This window comes from Goekera deserti, assembly GCF_010685995.1.
Taxonomy (GTDB): Bacteria; Actinomycetota; Actinomycetes; order Mycobacteriales; family Geodermatophilaceae; genus Goekera; species Goekera deserti.
The window spans coordinates 24,199-40,641 of record NZ_JAAGWK010000032.1; the positions used below are offsets into that span (position 1 = coordinate 24,199).

Sequence of the window (16,443 nt, forward strand, 5' to 3'; positions counted from 1 at the left end):
CAACGCCGACCGGCGCGTCGCCCGCTGCTCACCGGGCGCTGCTCACCGGGCGCTGGGCCCGCCGGCCCGGGCCGCGGCGCGGACGGCGTTGCGGAACAGCATCGCCACCGTGGTCGGGCCCACCCCGCCGACCCGCGGGGTGATCGCGCCCGCCACCTGCGCGCACGCCTCGTCGACGTCGGACAGCAGGCGGGGACGCCGCTCGAACGAGGCGCTCGCGGTGTGAGCGGGTCCCGCCCGCCTCACCGCACGGGACGCTCGGCGTCCAGCTCCACCACCCAGCCGTCGAACGAGCGGCGCGGGTCCCGGTCGTGGAGCTCGGGTCCCCCGGGGTCGGCGGCCCAGACCTCCCGGCGCCGCGCACTCCCGGGCACCCGGCCCCACACCGCCCCCGACGGTCCCGCCACCGGCTCCTGGTCGCTGACCACGACGTGGATCGAGCGGACCACCCCGGCGAGCACCGGCCAGGCGTCGCCGTGGTGGTCCTCGGCGTAGGCCACCGCCCCGGGCCATCCCCCGTCGAGCAGGCCGCCGGGCGGGTCGGACGGGCGCACGGGCCAGGAGACCGTCGAGCCGACCGCGAACCGTTCGCCGCAGCACTGCTGCTGCCAGCCCTCGACCGACACCGACGTGCGCACGGTGGCGCCGGGATCGGTGCCCGGACGGCCGTGGCGGCTGACCCACAGGCCGGGCAGCACCTCGACGTCGCCACGGCGCACGAAGCCCAGCGACTCGTAGAGCCGCCGCGCCGGTGCGTTGCCCCGGCCCGTGGACACCACCGTCCGGCGCCCCTCCGCGCGCGACAGCGCCATGCCCACCAGCGCTCGGCCGAGCCCCCGCCGGTGCCGGTCGGGCGCCACGACCAGCCGCTCGACGTCGAGCTCGCCGGCCGCGGCGCTCCAGGCCAGCGCGCCGGCCAGCCGCCCGTCGAGGAACGCCCCGATCCAGCTCAGCGGCGCGGTGCGCAGCCCGTCCAGATCCTCGTGCAGCGGCGGGATGCGGTCGTCCCCGATGAGCCGCGCCTCGACGGTGTACGCCGCGCGCTGCAGTGCCAGCAGCTCGCCCGCCAGGTCTGCGTCGTCGGCGGGGTCGAGCTCCCGGACCTGCACCCGCGCCAGCCTGCCAGGACCGCCGCCCGCGCCGTTGCCCACCACCCGTTGCCCACCGCGCCTTGCCCGCCGCGTACCCGCTGCCCGCGGTTCAGCACGGGCAACGCGCCAGGAGAGCGGGCAACGCACGGGTCAGCGCCGCGTGGGCGAGAACTCCCGGACCCGCCGGGTGCACAGCGCGACGTCGTCCAGCACCAGGGCGTGGCCGGTGCCGGGCACCACCTCCCGCCGCCAGCCGGGAGCCACCCCGGCCACCCGCTGGGCGACGGCGGCGGAGTCGTGCAGCGCGCTGCGCTCCCCGAGCAGCAGCTGGACCGGCACGCCGACCGCGGCCAGCTCCGCGTCGGTGAACGGCACCAGCGACGGCAGCCGGCGGCGGAAGCGCCGTCCCGCCAGGCCCAGACGCAGCAGCTCGGTCTCCAGCAGGGTGGAGTTGTCCAGCCTGCGGGCGGCCCGCCGGCGCAGGCCGGCCGGCAGCAGGCCGGCCATCCCGCCGAGGACGAGCCAGCGGTAGAACCGGCCGCCCAGCGGCGCGAACCCGGCCGGGTCGACCAGGGTCACCGCACCCACCCGACCGGGGTGGTGCAGGACCTGCTGCAGCGCCGTCCAGCCGCCGAACGAGGAGCCCACCAGGTGCGCCCGCTCCGCCCCGATCGCGGCCAGCACCTCGGCGAGCCACCGACCGGCGTCGGCGCCGTCGACGATCGGTGCCGTCTGCACCGACCGGCCGCACTCCCCCAGCGGGTCCACGGCCACGACGGGCCGGTCCACCCCGAGCTCGGCGACGTGGCGGTACCAGGCCAGCGCGTTCCCGCCGGCACCGGACAGCAGCACGAACGGGTCGTCGCCGTCCGGACCGTGCCGGTACAGCCGCACCGTGCCCAGCGAGGTCACCACGTCCGCCGGGCACGGGGGCACCGGCCAGAGTGCCGCGAGCACCCGGTCGTACACCTCGACGTATGCCTCGCGCGCCGTCGCACTGCGGAAGTCGGAGATCCCGTCCACGGCCTGCTCCTCACCCTCGTTGATGATACGAGCGTATCAATGCCGAGGCTCATCGCCTAGGGTCGACCGGACGACGAGGAGGGACCGGGTGCCCCAGCGGGTGGACCACGAGCAGCGGCGCCGGCAGATCGGCGAGGCACTGCTGCGCATCGCGGCGACCCGCGGACTGCTGGCGGCGTCCATGCGCGAGGTGGCAGCCGAGGCCGGGGTGTCGCTGCGGCTGGTCCAGTACTACTTCCACACCAAGGACGAGCTGCTGCTGGGTTCGCTGCCCTACCTCGCCGAGCGGCTGGGCGCGCGGATCGAGGCCCGGATCCGCGCACTGGGCTCGCCACCCGCCCCGCGCGACGTCGTCGTCGCCGCCCTGGAGGCCGTGCTGCCCACCGACCAGGAGAGCCGGCAGATCCGCACCACGTACGACGCCTTCTACGCGCTGGTCCTCGCCGACCCCTCGCTGGCGGCGAAGTACGAGGCGAAGGACCCGGACGCGCTCGAGCGGTTCCTCACCGGCCAGCTCGCCGCCGCCCAGGCGGCAGGCGAGCTGGCCGCCGACCACGACCCCGGGCACGTGGCCGCCGGGCTGCTGGCACTCACCAACGGCCTCGGCGCGAGCGTGATCGGCGGTCAGCGCAGCAGCGAAGTAGCCACCGAGGTCCTGGACTACCACCTCGACCGACTGTTCCGCCCGCGCTGACGCCGCCGTGGCGCTGCCGCCGGCGGTTCAGTCGGTGCGGGAGAACAGCCACGCCGCCAGGGCCAGCAGGGCCACCCCAGCACCGGCGACCATTGCGACGTCGACCCAGATCGGCACCACCTGCTCGCCCCAGCGCAACGCCGTGGCGTCGCCGTCGCCGCCGGTGTGGGCGAGCACCAGCCGGCGCAGCACGTCGACGCCGTAGGACAGCGGGTTGGCCAGCGTCAGCGCGTGCAGCCAGCCGGGCACGGCGCTGCTGAGCGGGAAAAACGCCCCGGACAGGAACATCAGCGGGGTGAGCAGCAGCTGAACCCGCGGCATCACCGTCTGGATCTGCTGCACCCGCACCGCCAGGAGCAGGCCGAACGCGGTGATGGCGAACGCGATGAGGAGCAGCAACCCGATGGCGCCCACCAGCATCAGCGGTGCGTACGGCACGCCCACCAGCCCGGCCAGCGCCAGCAGCACCAGCGCCTGCAGCGTCGCCACCGTCGCCCCGCCGAGGCACTTGCCGAGCACGATGCTGGTGCGGCTGATCGGCGCCACGAGCATCTCGCGCAGGAAGCCCTGCTCCCGGTCCCACACGATGGAGATCGCGGAGAACACCGCGGTGAACATGACCGACGAGGCGAGCACGCCCGGGAACAGGAACGTCGAGTAGTCCGCACCGCCGAAGGTGGCCTCGCCGATGCTGGCGCCGAGGCCCTTGCCGAGCACGAAGAGGAACAGCAGCGGCTGCACGAAGGAGGACACGATCCGGCCGCGGTCGGTGCGGAAGCGGATCAGGTCGCGCTGCCAGACGACGCCGGCCGCGCGCAGCTCGTGCCGGAGCCCACGGTCGGCGACGAGCACCGGGGCGGTCATCGCCGGCCGCCCCGCGACGGGCCGGCGGCCAGCCGGCTGCCGGTGTGGGCGAGGAAGACGTCGTCCAGCGTCGGCCGGGTGACGTCGACCGAGCGGATCGTCAGGCCGAGCTCGAACAGGCGGGGGACGAACTGCTCGCCGTCGGGCACCAGCACCGTCAGCACGCCGGCCTCCCGGGTGGTCTCGACCCCCAGCCGGGACTGGAGCAGTGCCTCGGCGGCGTCGTCGTCGGTCGTGTCCACGCGCACCCGGTCGTGACCGACGCCGGCCTTGAGCACGGACGGCGTGTCCAGCGCGCCGATCCGGCCGTCGTCCACGATCGCGATCCGGTCGCAGCGCTCGGCCTCGTCCATGTAGTGGGTGGTCAGGAAGACGGTGATGTCCTCCTCGGCCCGCAACCGGTCGACGTAGCGCCACAGGCCGGCCCGGGATTCGGGGTCCAGCCCGATCGTCGGCTCGTCCAGGAACAGCACCCGCGGTGAGTGCAGCAGCCCGCGGGCGATCTCCAGCCGGCGCTTCATGCCACCGGAGAACGTGCGCACCAGAGCACCGCGGCGGTCGGCCAGACCGACCATCTCCAGGACGGCGTCCGTCCGCGACCGCACCGACGAGCGGGCCATGCCGTAGACGTCGGCGTGGAAGCGCAGGTTCTGCTCGGCCGTGAGGTGGCCGTCGAGCGTCGACTCCTGGAAGACGAGCCCGATGTGCCGCCGGACGTCGGAACGCTGCCGGACGACGTCGAAGCCGGCGACTCGGGCACTGCCCCCGGTCGGGCGGACCAGGGTGCAGAGCATCTGGATGGTGGTGGACTTGCCCGCGCCGTTGGGGCCGAGGAAGCCGAAGAGCTCCCCGGTGCCGACGGCGAGGTCGATGCCGCGCACCGCCTCCACCTGCCCGTAGCGCTTGACCAGACCCGAGGCCTCGATCACCGGCGAGGTGGCCGGCGTCCGCCCTCGGCGGACGCTCTCGAACGTTGTTAGAGCCATGGGGGTGAGCGTTCTCTAACAGCGTTAGAGTTGTCAAGCCTAACGGCGTTAGAGTGTCCGGGTGGCAGTGACGCGGGAGCTGATCGTCCGGGCAGCAGCGGCCATGGTCGACGAGGTCGGCATCGACGGCGTCACGCTGCGAGCGCTGGCCGGCCGGCTGGGCATCAGCGCGCCGACGCTCTACTGGCACGTCCGGGACAAGCGACACCTGATGGACCTCGTGGCCGAGCAGGTGCTGGCCGACATGGCCCCCGGCGACCGGCACGCGCCGCGGCCCGGTGAGTCGGTGACCGACTGGCTCGGCGAGGTCGCCCGCCAGCAGCGCGCCGTGCTGCTGGCCCACCGCGACAGCGTCCGCGTCGTCGCCGGGAACCGGCCCACCGAGGGTGCCCTGCCCGGCATCGAGCAGACCCTCGGCGTGCTCGTCGGCGCCGGCCTGGAGCCCGGCGAGGCGGTGCGGGTGCTGACCGCGATCGGATCGTTCGTCATCGGCGACGTGCTGGAGACCCAGGCTGCCGCCGACCGCCCGGCGGACGACGACCCGGCCGACCCCCTTCGGCCGGAGTTCCCGCTGCTCACCCGGGCCGCTGGCACGATCGGTGGCGACGACGACCGGTTCACCGAGGGGCTCACCCTGCTGATGGACGGCCTGCAGGCCCGCCTGGACCGCCGGGCCTCCACTCACCCCGCGCCCCCGGGTGCAGAACCGACACGAACAGCCCGCCAAGATGGCCATCTTGGCAGGATGGGGGCGTGAAGGACTCACCTGCGGCGGGGACGGCGGAGCGCTACCGGGACTTCAGCCGGGAGGCGGCGGCCGCGCACTCCCCCGGCTACGCCGCGCTCAGCACCGCGATCGCCGAGGACCCGACCGTGCTGGCCTTCCTCGACGCGCTGCCGCCGCGCAAGCGCCAGCCCAACCTGTTCTTCGGCGCCCTGCGGTACCTGCACGGCCACCTGGACGACGCCGCGCAGCTGCGGCGCTGGGTGGTCGAGGACGCCGACCTGCTGCGCGCCACGATGCTGGCGCGGGCCACGCAGACCAACGAGCCGGCCCGGTGCACCGCCCTGCTGCCGCTGCTGGCCGCCCTGCCGCAGCCGATCGGGCTGATCGAGGTGGGCGCGTCCGCCGGGCTGTGCCTGTACCCGGACCGGTACGGCTACGACTACGACGGCGTGCCGGTCGGCCCGCCGAGCCCAGTGCACCTGTCCTGCGCGACCAGCGGCCCGGTGCCCGTGCCGGCGCAGCTGCCCACCGTCGCCGCCCGGGTGGGGGTCGACCTGAACCCATTGGACCCGGCCGACCCGGACACCCGGGCCTGGCTGGAGGCGCTGATCTGGCCGGAGCACACCGAGCGGCGGGAACGGCTGGGCGCGGCCCTGGACCTGGCGGCCGCCGAGCCCGCGCAGATGCTGCGCGGGGACCTGCTGTACCTGCTGCCCGAGGCCGTCGCCGCACTGCCGGCGGGCTGCACGCCGGTGGTCGTGCACACCGCGGTGCTGACCTACCTGCCGCCGCCGGCCCGGGACGACTTCGTCGCGCTGGTCGGCGAGCTCGGGGTGCGCTGGATCAGCCAGGAGGGCCCGCAGGTCCTGCCGGGGATCGCGGCCCGGCTCACCGCCGAGGTCGGGCCGGCCGACTTCGTGCTCGCCCTGGACGGCGAGCCGGTCGCGGTCACCGCACCGCACGGCGGCCGGGTCGACTGGCTCGGCCGAGCGGTCAGCGAGGCGGCAGCTCCAGCACGGTGACCAGCGAGCGGTGGTCGCTGCCGGTCACCGGCAGCACCTGCACCGAGCGCACGGCGATCCGCCGGTCGACCAGCACGTGGTCCAGCACCAGCCGGGGCAGCGGCAGCGACAGCGGGGTCCAGGTGGTGGCCAGCGCCCGGCCGACCGCGTGCGCGGCGTCGACGTAGCCCCGGTCCAGCACCCGGCGCAGGCCCGCGTGGTCCAGGGTGGCGTTGTAGTCCCCGGCGAGCACCCGCAGCACGTCCGGCGCGGGGTGCGGCAGCAGGCGCAGGTCCTCGGTCCAGGTGGCCACCTCCCGCGGTGAGCGCGGCGGCTCGGAGTGCACCGCGGTGACCTCGACGTCCGCGGCGCCGTCGACGGCCAGCCGCAAGAACGGCTGCTCGAAGCGGCCCGGCACGACCCCGCGGTCGACCACCGGCAGCCGGGTGAACAGCGCACCCCCGGCGCCCACCGGTGAGCCGGGCCGGGCGTGCACCACGTGCGCGTGCGGCAGCAGCACCTCGATGCCGGCCGCGCGCAGCGCCTGCTCGGCCTGCGGCGTCACCTCCTGCAACGCCAGCACGTCGACGTCCTGGGCCCGGACCAGGGCGACCACCTCGGCCGGGTCGGCCCGGCCGACCAGCAGGTTGATCGAGGTCAGCCGCACCCGCGGTCCGCCCCCGGCGCCCGGCACGGGGGGCAGCGTCCCGGCCCGCTGCAGCACGGCACCGGCCAGCGCCGCCGTCGAGGTCGCCGCCACGGCCGTCGCCGCGCGGTCCCGGGCCCGGACCGCCAGGCCCAGCGGCAGCAGGCTGGTCACCGCCGCGTACGGGGTGAAAGCGAAGGCCGGCACCAGCGGCCAGCCACGCTCGGTGCCCGTGCGGCGCAGCACCGCCCAGGTGGCCCAGGGCACCGCCGCCGCGAGGGGTCCGTACCGGCGCACCAGGTCACCACGTCGGGAGGTCATCGCGGTCACCGTATCCGGGGCCGCTGGACACCGGCTGACGGCGCCGATCGTCACCCACCCCGGTGTGGCAGCGGCGGGCTGCCATGCTCGCCGCATGCGCGAGATCACCACCGAGGCCGAGCTGCGCGACCTGCTGGGCGAGCCGGCTGCCCCGGCGCTGGCCAAGGAGCGCTCGGCTCTGCACGAGCTGGACCGGCAGTGGCTGGCGGCGTCCCGGTTCTGCCTGGTGGCCACCGCCGGCGCCGACGGCAGCTGCGACGTCTCGCCCAAGGGCGACCCGGCGGGCTTCACGCTGGTGCTCGACGACACGACGATCGCGATCCCGGAGCGGCCGGGCAACCGGCGGGTGGACGGCTTCCGCAACGTGCTCACCAACCCGCACGTGGGGCTGCTCTACCTGCTGCCCGGCCGTGGCGACACACTGCGGATCAACGGCCGCGCCCGGATCGTCGTCGACGCGCCGTTCTTCGACCGGATGGTGGTGCGCGGGCACCGGCCGGTGCTGGCCCTGGTGGTGCAGATCGAGCAGGTCTTCCACCACTGCGCCAAGGCCTTCCACCGCTCGCAGCTGTGGGACCCGGCCGGCTGGGCGCCGGACGCGGTGGCCTCCCGGGCGGTGATCGCGCACGCGATGGAACGCCGGGACGAGGACCTGGCCGACGTCGTGCGCTACTACGAGGGCCGGGCGTACACCGACGGGCTGTACACCCAGCCCTGAGCCGCTCGCCCCTGAGCCACGGTCGTCCGGGTCAGGACGCCGGGTCGACGTCCAGCACGGCGACGGTCACCCGGGCGACGTCCAGGCCGGTGCGGCTGCGCACCGCGTCGGCCACCGCCTGCTGCACGGCCACCGCGACCGCCGCGGCCGGCCGGCCGGAGACGGCCAGGTCGATGCCCAGGTGCACACCGTCGGCCTGCACCTCGGCATCAACCCCGGCAGTCGGCCCCGGCACGCCGCCGGGCTGCACGTGGGCCCACGCCGACCCGGCCAGCGAGCCGAGCAGCGCGCCGAACCGGGGCTCCAGCCGGTCGACGCCGGGCACCGCCAGGACGGCCTCGGCGGCGATCGCGGCCAGCACGGTCTCCGGGACGGCGGGGCGCTCGTCGGAGGGGAGTGTGGTCATCGGGCACCTCCGGTGGAGTCGGGTCCGCCGGCGTCCAGCACGTCCTCGACGACGACGTCCAGCCGGCCCAGGCGGGCGCCGACGGAGCGGTCCACGGCGCCGGCCACGCGGGACCGCACGTCGTCCACGACGTCGGGGATGGGGCGCGGGCCGGCCGGGACGACCAGGCTGAGCTCGACCTGCAGCACGCCGTCGGCCGAGGTCCCCGGCTCTCCGGCCAGCTGGACGGCGCACCGCCGGGCGCGCACCCCGGGCACGGTGTCGGCGGCGAAGCGCACCACGACGGCGACGGCCTGGGCGCTGATCGTCACCACACCGTGCGGGGTGCTGGCCAGCGGCAGCAGCTCCCCGCGGCGCACCTCGGCGCGTACGGCGCCCATGATCCGCTCGCGCAGGGAAGACGGCGGCGGCTCGTCGCGTTCGGCCCGCGCGCCGTGCACGGCGCCGAGCAGCGCCCCGAGCCCGTCCCGGGCGGTGCGGCAGTGCGGGCAGGTGCGCTCGTGCTCGTCGGGCTCGGCCGCGGTGCCCGACGCGAGGCCGGCCCACAGCGCGTCGAGGGACCGCCCGCACGGCAGCTGCGTGCCCTCGGCGCTGTCGCTGGTGGTCATCGCCATGACTGCATGGCCTCCGCGAGTTCGGCCCGGGACCGGGCGATCCGGCCGCGTACGGCGACCACGCTGGTACCCAGGATGTCGGCGATCTCGGCATAGGACCGTTCGTGCACCTCGCGCAGCAGCCAGGCGGCGCGCTGCTCGGGGGTGATCCGCTGCAGGGCCGAGCCCAGTGCGGTGAGCGCCTGCGCGGTCTCGGCGGCGCGCTCGGGCAGAGGGGTGCCGGTGGCCTCCCGCTCGTCCAGGTCGACGTCGGCCACCGGACGGCGCGCCCGGATCACGTTGAGGCAGCGGTTGGTCGCCGAGCGGTACAGCCAGCCGACGACGGCGGCGTCCTCCCGGATCTCCGGCAGCCGGCGCCACAGCCTGAGGAACACCTCCTGGACGACGTCCTCGGCCTCGGCGCGGTCGGCGAGCATCCGCACGGCCAGCCGGTACAGCGGGGCCTGGTAGCGGTCCAGCAACTGCTCGAACGCCGCCGCGTCGCCGTCCCGGGCGCGGGCGACGAGGGTGGCGTCGTCGAGCGGGCCCGTGTCGGGGGACCCGGCGGTGGGTCCGGTCATCGCGGGCTCCGGCACGGGGTCACTCTGCACGTCCTCCTCCGCACGCGGGCGGGCCGGCGCACCCGCAGGTCACGGGAGCACCGGCCGTGGTCGACCGCGGTCAGTTCTTGAAGACGTCCTTGACCGACTCGCCGACCTGCTTGATCTCGGCACCGGTCTGGTCGGCCTTGCCCTCGGCCTGGAGCTCCTCGTTGCCGGTCACCGTGCCCACGACCTCCTTGGCCTGGCCGGCCAGCTCGTCGGCCTTGTTCTTGATCTTGTCACCGAGGCTCATCGGGTGCTCCCTCTCATCGTGGGTGGACGGGCGTCTGCTCCGCCCGGCCGGTGCGGCGTCAGCGGTGCTGCGTCGTGCCGGTCATCGGTACAGACACCGTTCGTCGTCGATCGTCACGCGGGCCGCCCTGGTGATCTGGATCTCCTCCCGGCCCGGCGCCCGGCCGCCCGGTCCGGTCGTGACGAACGCCACCGGCAGCACGGCACCGAGGTGCGTGACGAACGAGGACGCCGGGTGTCTGACCTGGTGTCCGAACGTCCGAGCGAGGCCCGCACCCTGGGCGACAGAGGAGATCCGATGAGCACCAGCACCACCTCCGCGACCGGCACCAGCACCGGCAACGACGTCACCGCCGGGGCCACCCGGCCGGCCGCCGTCAGCGCGCAGGGCTCGGACAGCCAGGGACGCACCACGATCGCCGACACCGTCGTGGCCAAGATCGCCGGCATGGCCGCCCGCGAGCTCAGCGGCGTGTACCGCCTCGGCGGCGGCGCGGCCCGCGCGTTCGGGGCCATCCGCGAGCGCATCCCGGGCTCCGGCGGACCGAACGTCACGCAGGGCGTGTCGGTCGAGGTCGGCGAGAAGCAGGCGGCCATCGACATCGAGATCGTCGTCGAGTACGGCGTCGCGATCGCCGACCTGGCCTCGGCGATCCGCCGCAACGTGATCACCGCCGTGGAGCGGATGACCGGCCTGGACGTCGTCGAGGTCAACATCGCCGTCGACGACGTGCGGCTGCCCACCGACGAGTCCGAGCCCGAGCAGCACAGCCGCGTCGAGTGACCCATCCCAGCGACCCCCGGAGGACCCCCATGACCCCCAGCACCCTCGGCCTGCTGATCGGCCTCGCGCTCGGCTTCGCCGGCGCGTTCGGCGGCTTCGGCGCGTTCCTCGTCGTCGGGCTGCTCGGCCTGATCGGCTTCGTGGCCGGCAAGGTCCTGGAGGGGCAGCTCGACCTGTCCGGGCTGCTCGGCGGGGACCGGCGCCGGTGACCGCCCCGGCACCGGCCGCACCGACCGGGGTGGTCGACCCGGGGTCGCGCGGCAGCCTCACCCTGGTCGACCGGGTGGTGGAACGGGTCGCCGCCCAGGCCGCGACCGAGGTGTCCCGGACCGGCGCGCCGGTCCGGGACCGGCCGGCCGTGACCGCCCGGGTGGACGGCGACGTGGCGGTGCTCGCGCTGTCGCTGGCCCTGCCCTGGCCGTCCCCGGTCGCGCAGCTGAGCCGGGACGTGCGCGGCCACGTGGTGGCCCGGGTCGCCGAGCTGACCGGCGTGCGCGCCGTGCAGGTCGACGTCCGGGTGACCGGGTTGAGCGTCGTCCGTGAGCCCCGACGGCGGGTGGTCTGACGTGCGCACCGTCGACCGGTTGCTCGCCGTCGTGCTGGGGCTGGCCGGGCTCGCCGGTGGCCTGCTGGTGACCGCCGAGGTGGTCGCCGGGCTGCTGGACCGGCCCCCGCTGCTGCTGCCCGTGCGGTCCGCCACCGCCGAGCTGACCGCCCGGAGCTGGTCGGACACGCTCGTGCTGGTCGTCGCCGGTGCTGCGCTGGCGGTGGGCGTGCTGCTGCTCGTCGCCGAGCTGACCCCGCGCCGCCGCACCGAGCTGGTGCTCCAGCCGCGGGACGCGCGGGTGACGTGCACGGTGTCCACCGGCAGCGTCGGCCACCTGCTGGAGCACGCCGCGTCCGGGGTGCCCGGGGTGCGCGCGGCGTCGGCGCGGGTGCGCCGCCGCCGCGCCCGGCTGGACGTGTCGGTGCCGATCCGGGACCGCGGGGAGGCCGGCCGGATGAACGAGCGCGCCGCGGCCGCCGCCACCGGTGCGCTGACCGGCCTGCGCCTGCGGTCCGCTCCCCGGCTGCAGGTCCGGCGGACGGAGCAGGGCGCATGAGCGGCACCACCAGCGAGCCACCGGTCGCGCGCGGGCCCGCCGCTCTGGTGCCGGCGACCCGGACCCGGCGCGCGGTGCGGGTCAACCGGGTCACCCTGGGCGTGCTCGGGCTGCTGCTGGCTGCGGCCGGTGCCGCCGCGCTCGCCGTCGGGCTCGGCCGGGTCTCCGGTGTCGACCGGGACGACCCGGTGCTCGACGGGCCGGTGCGGGACCTCGCCCGGGACAGCGGCTGGGTCTGGCCCGCGCTGGGCGCGGCCACGGCGCTGCTGGCGCTGTACTGCCTCTGGTGGCTGCTGACCCAGGCCCGAACCGACCGGGTCGGTGACCTCCGGGTCGCCGCCGACGACCTGGGCACCATCGACCTCGTGTCCCGTGCACTGGCCGACGCGGTCGGCGACGAGGTCGAGAGCTACCCCGGGGTGACCCGGGCCGTCGCCCGACTCACCGGGTCGGCGCAGGCCCCGGCGCTGTCGCTGCGGGTCACCCTGGACGGCTCGGTGCCACCGGACGACGTGCACGCGCGCCTGGTGGACGAGGCCGTCGCCCACGCGCGGCTGGCCCTGGGCCGCGAGGACCTCACCGCCCGGGTGGAGCTGGTCGTGCCCCAGCTGCACTGAGCCGGAGGGACCGAGGCGGGTCAGCGGCCGAGTGCTCTGCAGATCGCATCCGCGACCTGCTCCGGCGGCTCGTGCTCCCAGAAGCGCAACACCCGCCAGCCGAGACCGGTGAGCACGGCGTCGGTACGGCGGTCGCGCTCGACGTTCGCGGTCAGCTTCGCGGCCCACCAGGCCCCGTTCACCGTCGGCAGGTGCCCGCAGGTAGGACACGCGTGCCAGAAACAGCCGTCGACGAAGACGACGAGGCGGCGGGCCTTCCACACCAGGTCACCGCGGGCGCGGGTCTCCCGGCAGGGGCGCACATCGACCCGGTAGCGCACACCGCGGGCGTGCAGCAGCCGGCGTACCGCGAGTTCCGGGACGGTGTCCCGGCGGCCCTGCCGCCGGAACCGGTCGCGGACCGCCGGCGACGACGGCGCGGGCGCGACCCGGAGATCCGGCACCCTCACGGCGGCGGCAGCGGCAGCCGCCGACGCCGGCACCGGCGCAGCGCGCGGGTCCCGGTGCCCGACCTGGGCGGCCGGCACCTCTGGACCGGGGAGCGCCACCGTCAGCCGACCTGCAGGAAGGCGGCCCCGGTGGCCCGCTCGACGAGCCGGCACAGGCCGTTGACCAGCCGCAGCTGCTCCGGGGTGTGCACCGGGGAGGTGAGCAGCGCCGGGCTGCCCACCAGGAACGCCACCGTCTTCGCCCGGGACAGCGCGACGTTCAGCCGGTGCCGGTCGAGCAGGAACTCCAGCCGCCGCGGCACGTGCGCGCCACTGGACGCGGCCAGGGTGAAGATCGACACGGCCGCCTCGCGGCCCTGGAACCGGTCGACGGTGCCGACCTCCACGTCGGCCAGGCCCGCCGCGGCCAGCGCGCTGCGCACTCGGTTGACCTGGGCGTTGTACGGGGTCACCACCAGCACGTCGGCCTGGGTCATCCGGTGCTCGCCGGCGGCGGTGCGCCAGGCCCGGCCCAGCAGGTCGCCCACCAGCTCGACCACCACCGCGGCCTCCTCCGCGGACGCCGCGCCGTTGCCCTCGTGCACGACCGGCACCCAGCCCAGCCCCGACGGCGCCGCCCACCGGTCGGGCAGGTCGATGGCGTTCCCGGCGGTGACCGGCGCCGGCAGCAGCCGGCTGTCGTAGGACAGCTCGGACACCAGCCCGCACAGGGCCGGGGCCATCCGCCAGGTGCGGTCCAGGAACACGCCACGCCCCGGCGGCAGCACGTCGTCGGCGCCGATCACGTGCTGTAGCGCGGAGACGTCGGCGCCGTCGGCGTGCACGCCCCGGCCCGGCTGCCGCAGCTGCTGCGGGTCGCCGAGCAGCAGCAGGTCGGTCGCCGCCCGGGACACCACGAGCGTGTTGGCCAGCGACAGCTGCCCGGCCTCGTCCACCACCAGCACGTCGAGCCGGCCGGCCAGCTCCGGCCGGGCGAACAGCCACGGCGTCCCGGCGACGAGGTCGGCGTCCCCCGCGTCGAGGGCGTCGACCACCGCCCCGTTGGTGCCGGCGCACACCACCCCGGGCGCGCTGCACATCTGGTGCGGTGCCGCCTTCTGCACCGCCCGCAGCGGGACGCCGGCCTCCCCTGCCGCGGCGACGACGCCGTCGAGCAGGTTGCCCAGCGCCTTGTGGCTGTGCGCGGTGATGCCCACCCGCCGGCCGGCCCGCACCAGGTCGACGACCGCGCGGGCACCGGTGTGCGTCTTGCCCGCACCGGGCGGCCCCTGCACCGCCAGCACCCCACCGTCCAGGGCCCGCGCCAGCCGGCGCACCGCGTCGCCAGCCGGCTCGCCGGGGACGACGACGGGCTCGCCGTCGCGCAGCCGGGGCGGGCGGTGCAGGAGCAGGTCCCGGGCGGCCCGCAGGTGCCGACCAGGCGCGTCCACCCCGCCGGCGGCCACCGCCTCACCCAGGTCGAGCAGCGCGGCGCGGAACACCGTGTCCGGGATGGGCCCGCCGGGCAGCAGCCCGAGCGGGTGCTCGGCGGACACCTCGACCCGGCGGGACAGCACGACCCAGCCCTCGGTGGCGTCGACGTCGACCACCTCGGAGGAGACCCGCCGGCCGTCGGCGCCGACCGGGACGTGATCCAGCCGGTCGCCGGGGCCGACCTTGGTCTCCTGCGGTGGGAACCGGTAGCGCCAGTGGGCCGAGCGGCCCTGCACGCCGAGCATGGCGACCGGCTCCAGCGGGCCGAGCGCGACGGACTCCCGCTCCAGGTCCTCGGCCGGCAGCGCGCGCAGCCGGAAGTACTCCCACCACTCCGAGCGCGCCTCCCGGGCGTGCCAGCCCAGCTGCTGGGCGAGCAGCCAGACCGCCTGCTGCTCCGGGGACCGGTCCGCGGCGTCCGCGGGCACCCCGGTCAGCAGCCGCCGCTCCAGGTCCGCGCGGGCGGCCTCGGCGGCGAGGGCCTCCAGCGACGCCTCCGGGTCGGCGTCACCCGGCCGGGCCAGCGGGGTGCCCGTGGCGAGCAGCTCGGTGCGCAGCGCCTCCAGCCAGTCCCGCAACTGCATCGTGGACAGGCAGTCGTCCCGGTTGTAGGTCTCGATCTCGTCCAGCAGCCGCTGCTCCCGGGTGGCCAGCCAGGTCTCGAACGCGATGATGCTGGCGCCGGCGTCGGAGACGGTCTCGGCGACCGGGCGGGTGTGGCCGCGGTAGTGGTCCTCGACCTTCTTCAGCGAGTACGACTCCTTGCTCAGCAGCAGCCCCTGCCGGACGACGGCGTAGAGGTCGACCAGCACGTCGCCGCGCAGCAGCCGGTCGACCTCGGCCTGCCGGGTGTGCAGCCGCGCGGACAGGTCCCGCAACCGGTTCGGCTCGTAGGGCGCGTAGTGGTAGACGTGCATCGCGGGGTCGGCGGCGTGCGCGGCGACCAGGTGGTCGACCAGCTGCTCGAAGGCCCGCCGCTCGGCCGCGGACTGGTCGGGTGCCGGTGCCGCGGGGTCGCCCGGCTCGCACCCCCAGTAGGCGGTGAAGGCACCCGTGGTGTCCAGCAGCCCCCACAGGTACTCCAGGCCGTGGTCGCCGGTGAACGGGTCACCCTCGATGTCGAAGAACAGGTCGCCGCGGCTGGGCGGCGGTAGCAGCTCGAACCCGCGCCCGGGCAGCCGGGGCAGGAACTCGTAGCCGGGCACGCCGGTCTCCCGCTCGGCGACCTGCAGCCGCGCCTGGCGGGTGATCCGCTCCCGCGACGTGTGCCCGATCGACTCCGGCAGCCGGTCGGCCGGCACCCGGGCCAGCTGCGCGACGGTGCTGATGCCCACCCCGGTCAGCGCGACGGCGTGGTCGCGGCGCAGGAAGGCCACCCGGGACAGGTGGTCCTCGGCCGTCCAGCGCTCGGTGCAGGTGGCCTTCCAGGGGCACACCCCGCAGTGCGCGTTCGGGTGCGGCGGGGCGAGGTCGCCGTCGGCCAGCCGGTCGAGGAAGCGGGTGCGGGCGGTTCGGGCGTAGGCCTGCGCGTCGGCGTACCGGAACGTCAGCTCCTGCCGGTCGCCGGTGACCACGGTGAGCAGCTCCGGTGGCGCGCCCTGCAGCACGGCCAGCAGGTCGCCGTAGAGCGCCATCTGCAGCAGGGCCGGCACCTTGATCCGCCGGGCGAGCTTGGTGTCGGCGACGTCGTAGGCCCAGGGGCCGAGCGCGGAGTCGCGGTCGGGGCGCTTGAGCAGGAAGTCGGCGTGCCCGCGCCAGGTGCCGTCGAAGAAGGTGGCCTGGTAGACGACGTCGGCGCCGGAGCGCATCGCGGCCAGCGTCTCGGCCTGGGCCCGCAGCAGCGCGGCGGCGTCCTTGCCGGTGGGCGCGTCGATCTCGACGACGGACAGCCCGGCGTCCCGCAGCCGCTGCACGTGCCGCGCCTCGTGGGCGATGCCGTGCTCGGCGACCAGCTGCGTCATCGGGTCGGCCGCCGGCGGCCGGGGCCGCAGGCCACGGGCCACCTCGGTGCTGAGCCGGGTCAGGTGCTCGCACTCCAGGAACCCGGTCAGGTCGCCGGCGCTGACCACCAGCGCGCCGTCGGACTCGTACAT

Annotated in this window: 21 protein-coding genes; 9 read left to right on the forward strand and 12 right to left on the reverse strand. The window is 75.9% G+C overall.

The annotated features are described in order from the left end of the window. Positions 1–42: 42 nt before the first annotated feature. The 3 genes from G1H19_RS23600 to G1H19_RS20095 form a co-directional block, all read right to left on the reverse strand. Complete coding sequence (locus tag G1H19_RS23600; protein ID WP_235927922.1) at positions 43–246, reverse strand: hypothetical protein; 204 nt, start codon at positions 244–246, stop codon at positions 43–45. Beyond that, the gene (locus G1H19_RS23605; protein ID WP_235927923.1) at positions 243–1,109 is read right to left on the reverse strand and encodes a GNAT family N-acetyltransferase; all 867 of its coding nucleotides are present in this window, start codon (positions 1,107–1,109) and stop codon (positions 243–245) included. The genes G1H19_RS23600 and G1H19_RS23605 overlap by 4 nt, the downstream gene beginning before the upstream one ends. A 132-nt stretch (positions 1,110–1,241) precedes the next feature. Further along, entirely contained in the window at positions 1,242–2,114 is an 873-nt protein-coding gene (locus G1H19_RS20095; RefSeq protein ID WP_202925759.1) for an alpha/beta fold hydrolase, read from the reverse strand. 88 nt (positions 2,115–2,202) lie between these two features. Between G1H19_RS20095 and G1H19_RS20100 the strand changes: the two genes are divergently transcribed. Continuing rightward, a complete protein-coding gene (locus G1H19_RS20100; RefSeq protein WP_202925760.1) occupies positions 2,203–2,808 on the forward strand; it encodes a TetR/AcrR family transcriptional regulator in 606 nt (201 codons plus the stop codon). A gap of 27 nt (positions 2,809–2,835) precedes the next feature. Here the strand turns inward: G1H19_RS20100 and G1H19_RS20105 are convergent, their stop codons facing one another. Both G1H19_RS20105 and G1H19_RS20110 read right to left on the reverse strand, forming a co-directional pair. Then, positions 2,836–3,672, reverse strand: coding sequence for an ABC transporter permease (locus G1H19_RS20105; protein WP_152727456.1), 837 nt, complete (start codon positions 3,670–3,672; stop codon positions 2,836–2,838). Next, positions 3,669–4,658 carry an ATP-binding cassette domain-containing protein gene (locus tag G1H19_RS20110; protein WP_152727455.1) on the reverse strand — a complete coding sequence of 330 codons (990 nt, stop codon included), beginning with the start codon at positions 4,656–4,658 and terminating at the stop codon, positions 3,669–3,671. The genes G1H19_RS20105 and G1H19_RS20110 overlap by 4 nt, the downstream gene beginning before the upstream one ends. Positions 4,659–4,719: 61 nt before the next feature. Between G1H19_RS20110 and G1H19_RS20115 the strand changes: the two genes are divergently transcribed. Together G1H19_RS20115 and G1H19_RS20120 are read left to right on the forward strand one after the other, a co-directional pair. Then, positions 4,720–5,415 (forward strand): TetR/AcrR family transcriptional regulator C-terminal domain-containing protein, encoded by a 696-nt coding sequence (locus G1H19_RS20115; RefSeq protein WP_152727454.1) that lies wholly within the window; start codon positions 4,720–4,722, stop codon positions 5,413–5,415. Next, a complete protein-coding gene (locus G1H19_RS20120; RefSeq protein ID WP_162392330.1) occupies positions 5,412–6,407 on the forward strand; it encodes a DUF2332 domain-containing protein in 996 nt (331 codons plus the stop codon). Before G1H19_RS20115 ends, G1H19_RS20120 begins: the two co-directional genes overlap by 4 nt. Here the strand turns inward: G1H19_RS20120 and G1H19_RS20125 are convergent. Then, entirely contained in the window at positions 6,379–7,353 is a 975-nt protein-coding gene (locus tag G1H19_RS20125; RefSeq protein WP_152727453.1) for an endonuclease/exonuclease/phosphatase family protein, read from the reverse strand. The two genes, G1H19_RS20120 and G1H19_RS20125, sit on opposite strands and share 29 nt — an antisense overlap. A gap of 94 nt (positions 7,354–7,447) precedes the next feature. On the opposite strand from G1H19_RS20125, the gene G1H19_RS20130 reads away from it, so the two are divergent. Beyond that, positions 7,448–8,071 carry a pyridoxamine 5'-phosphate oxidase family protein gene (locus tag G1H19_RS20130; protein WP_152727452.1) on the forward strand — a complete coding sequence of 208 codons (624 nt, stop codon included), beginning with the start codon at positions 7,448–7,450 and terminating at the stop codon, positions 8,069–8,071. A gap of 31 nt (positions 8,072–8,102) precedes the next feature. Here the strand turns inward: G1H19_RS20130 and G1H19_RS20135 are convergent, their stop codons facing one another. The 4 genes from G1H19_RS20135 to G1H19_RS20150 form a co-directional block, all read right to left on the reverse strand. Beyond that, a complete protein-coding gene (locus tag G1H19_RS20135) occupies positions 8,103–8,477 on the reverse strand; it encodes an Asp23/Gls24 family envelope stress response protein (protein ID WP_152727451.1) in 375 nt (124 codons plus the stop codon). Further along, positions 8,474–9,085, reverse strand: coding sequence for an Asp23/Gls24 family envelope stress response protein (locus G1H19_RS20140; protein WP_152727450.1), 612 nt, complete (start codon positions 9,083–9,085; stop codon positions 8,474–8,476). Before G1H19_RS20140 ends, G1H19_RS20135 begins: the two co-directional genes overlap by 4 nt. Then, entirely contained in the window at positions 9,082–9,651 is a 570-nt protein-coding gene (locus tag G1H19_RS20145) for an RNA polymerase sigma factor (RefSeq protein ID WP_152727449.1), read from the reverse strand. Before G1H19_RS20145 ends, G1H19_RS20140 begins: the two co-directional genes overlap by 4 nt. Before the next feature lie 100 nt (positions 9,652–9,751). Then, positions 9,752–9,925 (reverse strand): CsbD family protein, encoded by a 174-nt coding sequence (locus tag G1H19_RS20150; RefSeq protein WP_152727448.1) that lies wholly within the window; start codon positions 9,923–9,925, stop codon positions 9,752–9,754. Between the two features lie 297 nt (positions 9,926–10,222). On the opposite strand from G1H19_RS20150, the gene G1H19_RS20155 reads away from it, so the two are divergent. Genes G1H19_RS20155 through G1H19_RS20175 form a run of 5 tightly spaced genes read left to right on the forward strand, consistent with a single transcriptional unit; the run spans position 10,223 to position 12,428 of the window. Then, a complete protein-coding gene (locus G1H19_RS20155) occupies positions 10,223–10,708 on the forward strand; it encodes an Asp23/Gls24 family envelope stress response protein (RefSeq protein WP_152727447.1) in 486 nt (161 codons plus the stop codon). Positions 10,709–10,737: 29 nt separating this feature from the next. Next, positions 10,738–10,917: a hypothetical protein gene (locus G1H19_RS20160; RefSeq protein ID WP_152727446.1), complete on the forward strand. Its 180-nt coding sequence runs from the start codon at positions 10,738–10,740 to the stop codon at positions 10,915–10,917. Beyond that, on the forward strand, positions 10,914–11,273 hold the full coding sequence (locus G1H19_RS20165; protein ID WP_152727445.1) for an Asp23/Gls24 family envelope stress response protein: 360 nt from the start codon (positions 10,914–10,916) through the stop codon (positions 11,271–11,273). Before G1H19_RS20160 ends, G1H19_RS20165 begins: the two co-directional genes overlap by 4 nt. A 1-nt stretch (position 11,274) precedes the next feature. Next, entirely contained in the window at positions 11,275–11,811 is a 537-nt protein-coding gene (locus G1H19_RS20170) for a DUF6286 domain-containing protein (RefSeq protein WP_152727444.1), read from the forward strand. After that, positions 11,808–12,428: an alkaline shock response membrane anchor protein AmaP gene (locus G1H19_RS20175; RefSeq protein ID WP_152727443.1), complete on the forward strand. Its 621-nt coding sequence runs from the start codon at positions 11,808–11,810 to the stop codon at positions 12,426–12,428. Before G1H19_RS20170 ends, G1H19_RS20175 begins: the two co-directional genes overlap by 4 nt. Positions 12,429–12,448: 20 nt before the next feature. Here G1H19_RS20175 and G1H19_RS20180 read toward each other — a convergent pair whose 3' ends face one another. Next, positions 12,449–12,877, reverse strand: coding sequence for a very short patch repair endonuclease (locus G1H19_RS20180; protein ID WP_202925761.1), 429 nt, complete (start codon positions 12,875–12,877; stop codon positions 12,449–12,451). A 101-nt stretch (positions 12,878–12,978) separates the two neighbouring features. After that, positions 12,979–16,443, reverse strand: a complete 3,465-nt coding sequence (locus G1H19_RS20185) for a TM0106 family RecB-like putative nuclease (protein WP_152727442.1) — start codon at positions 16,441–16,443, stop codon at positions 12,979–12,981.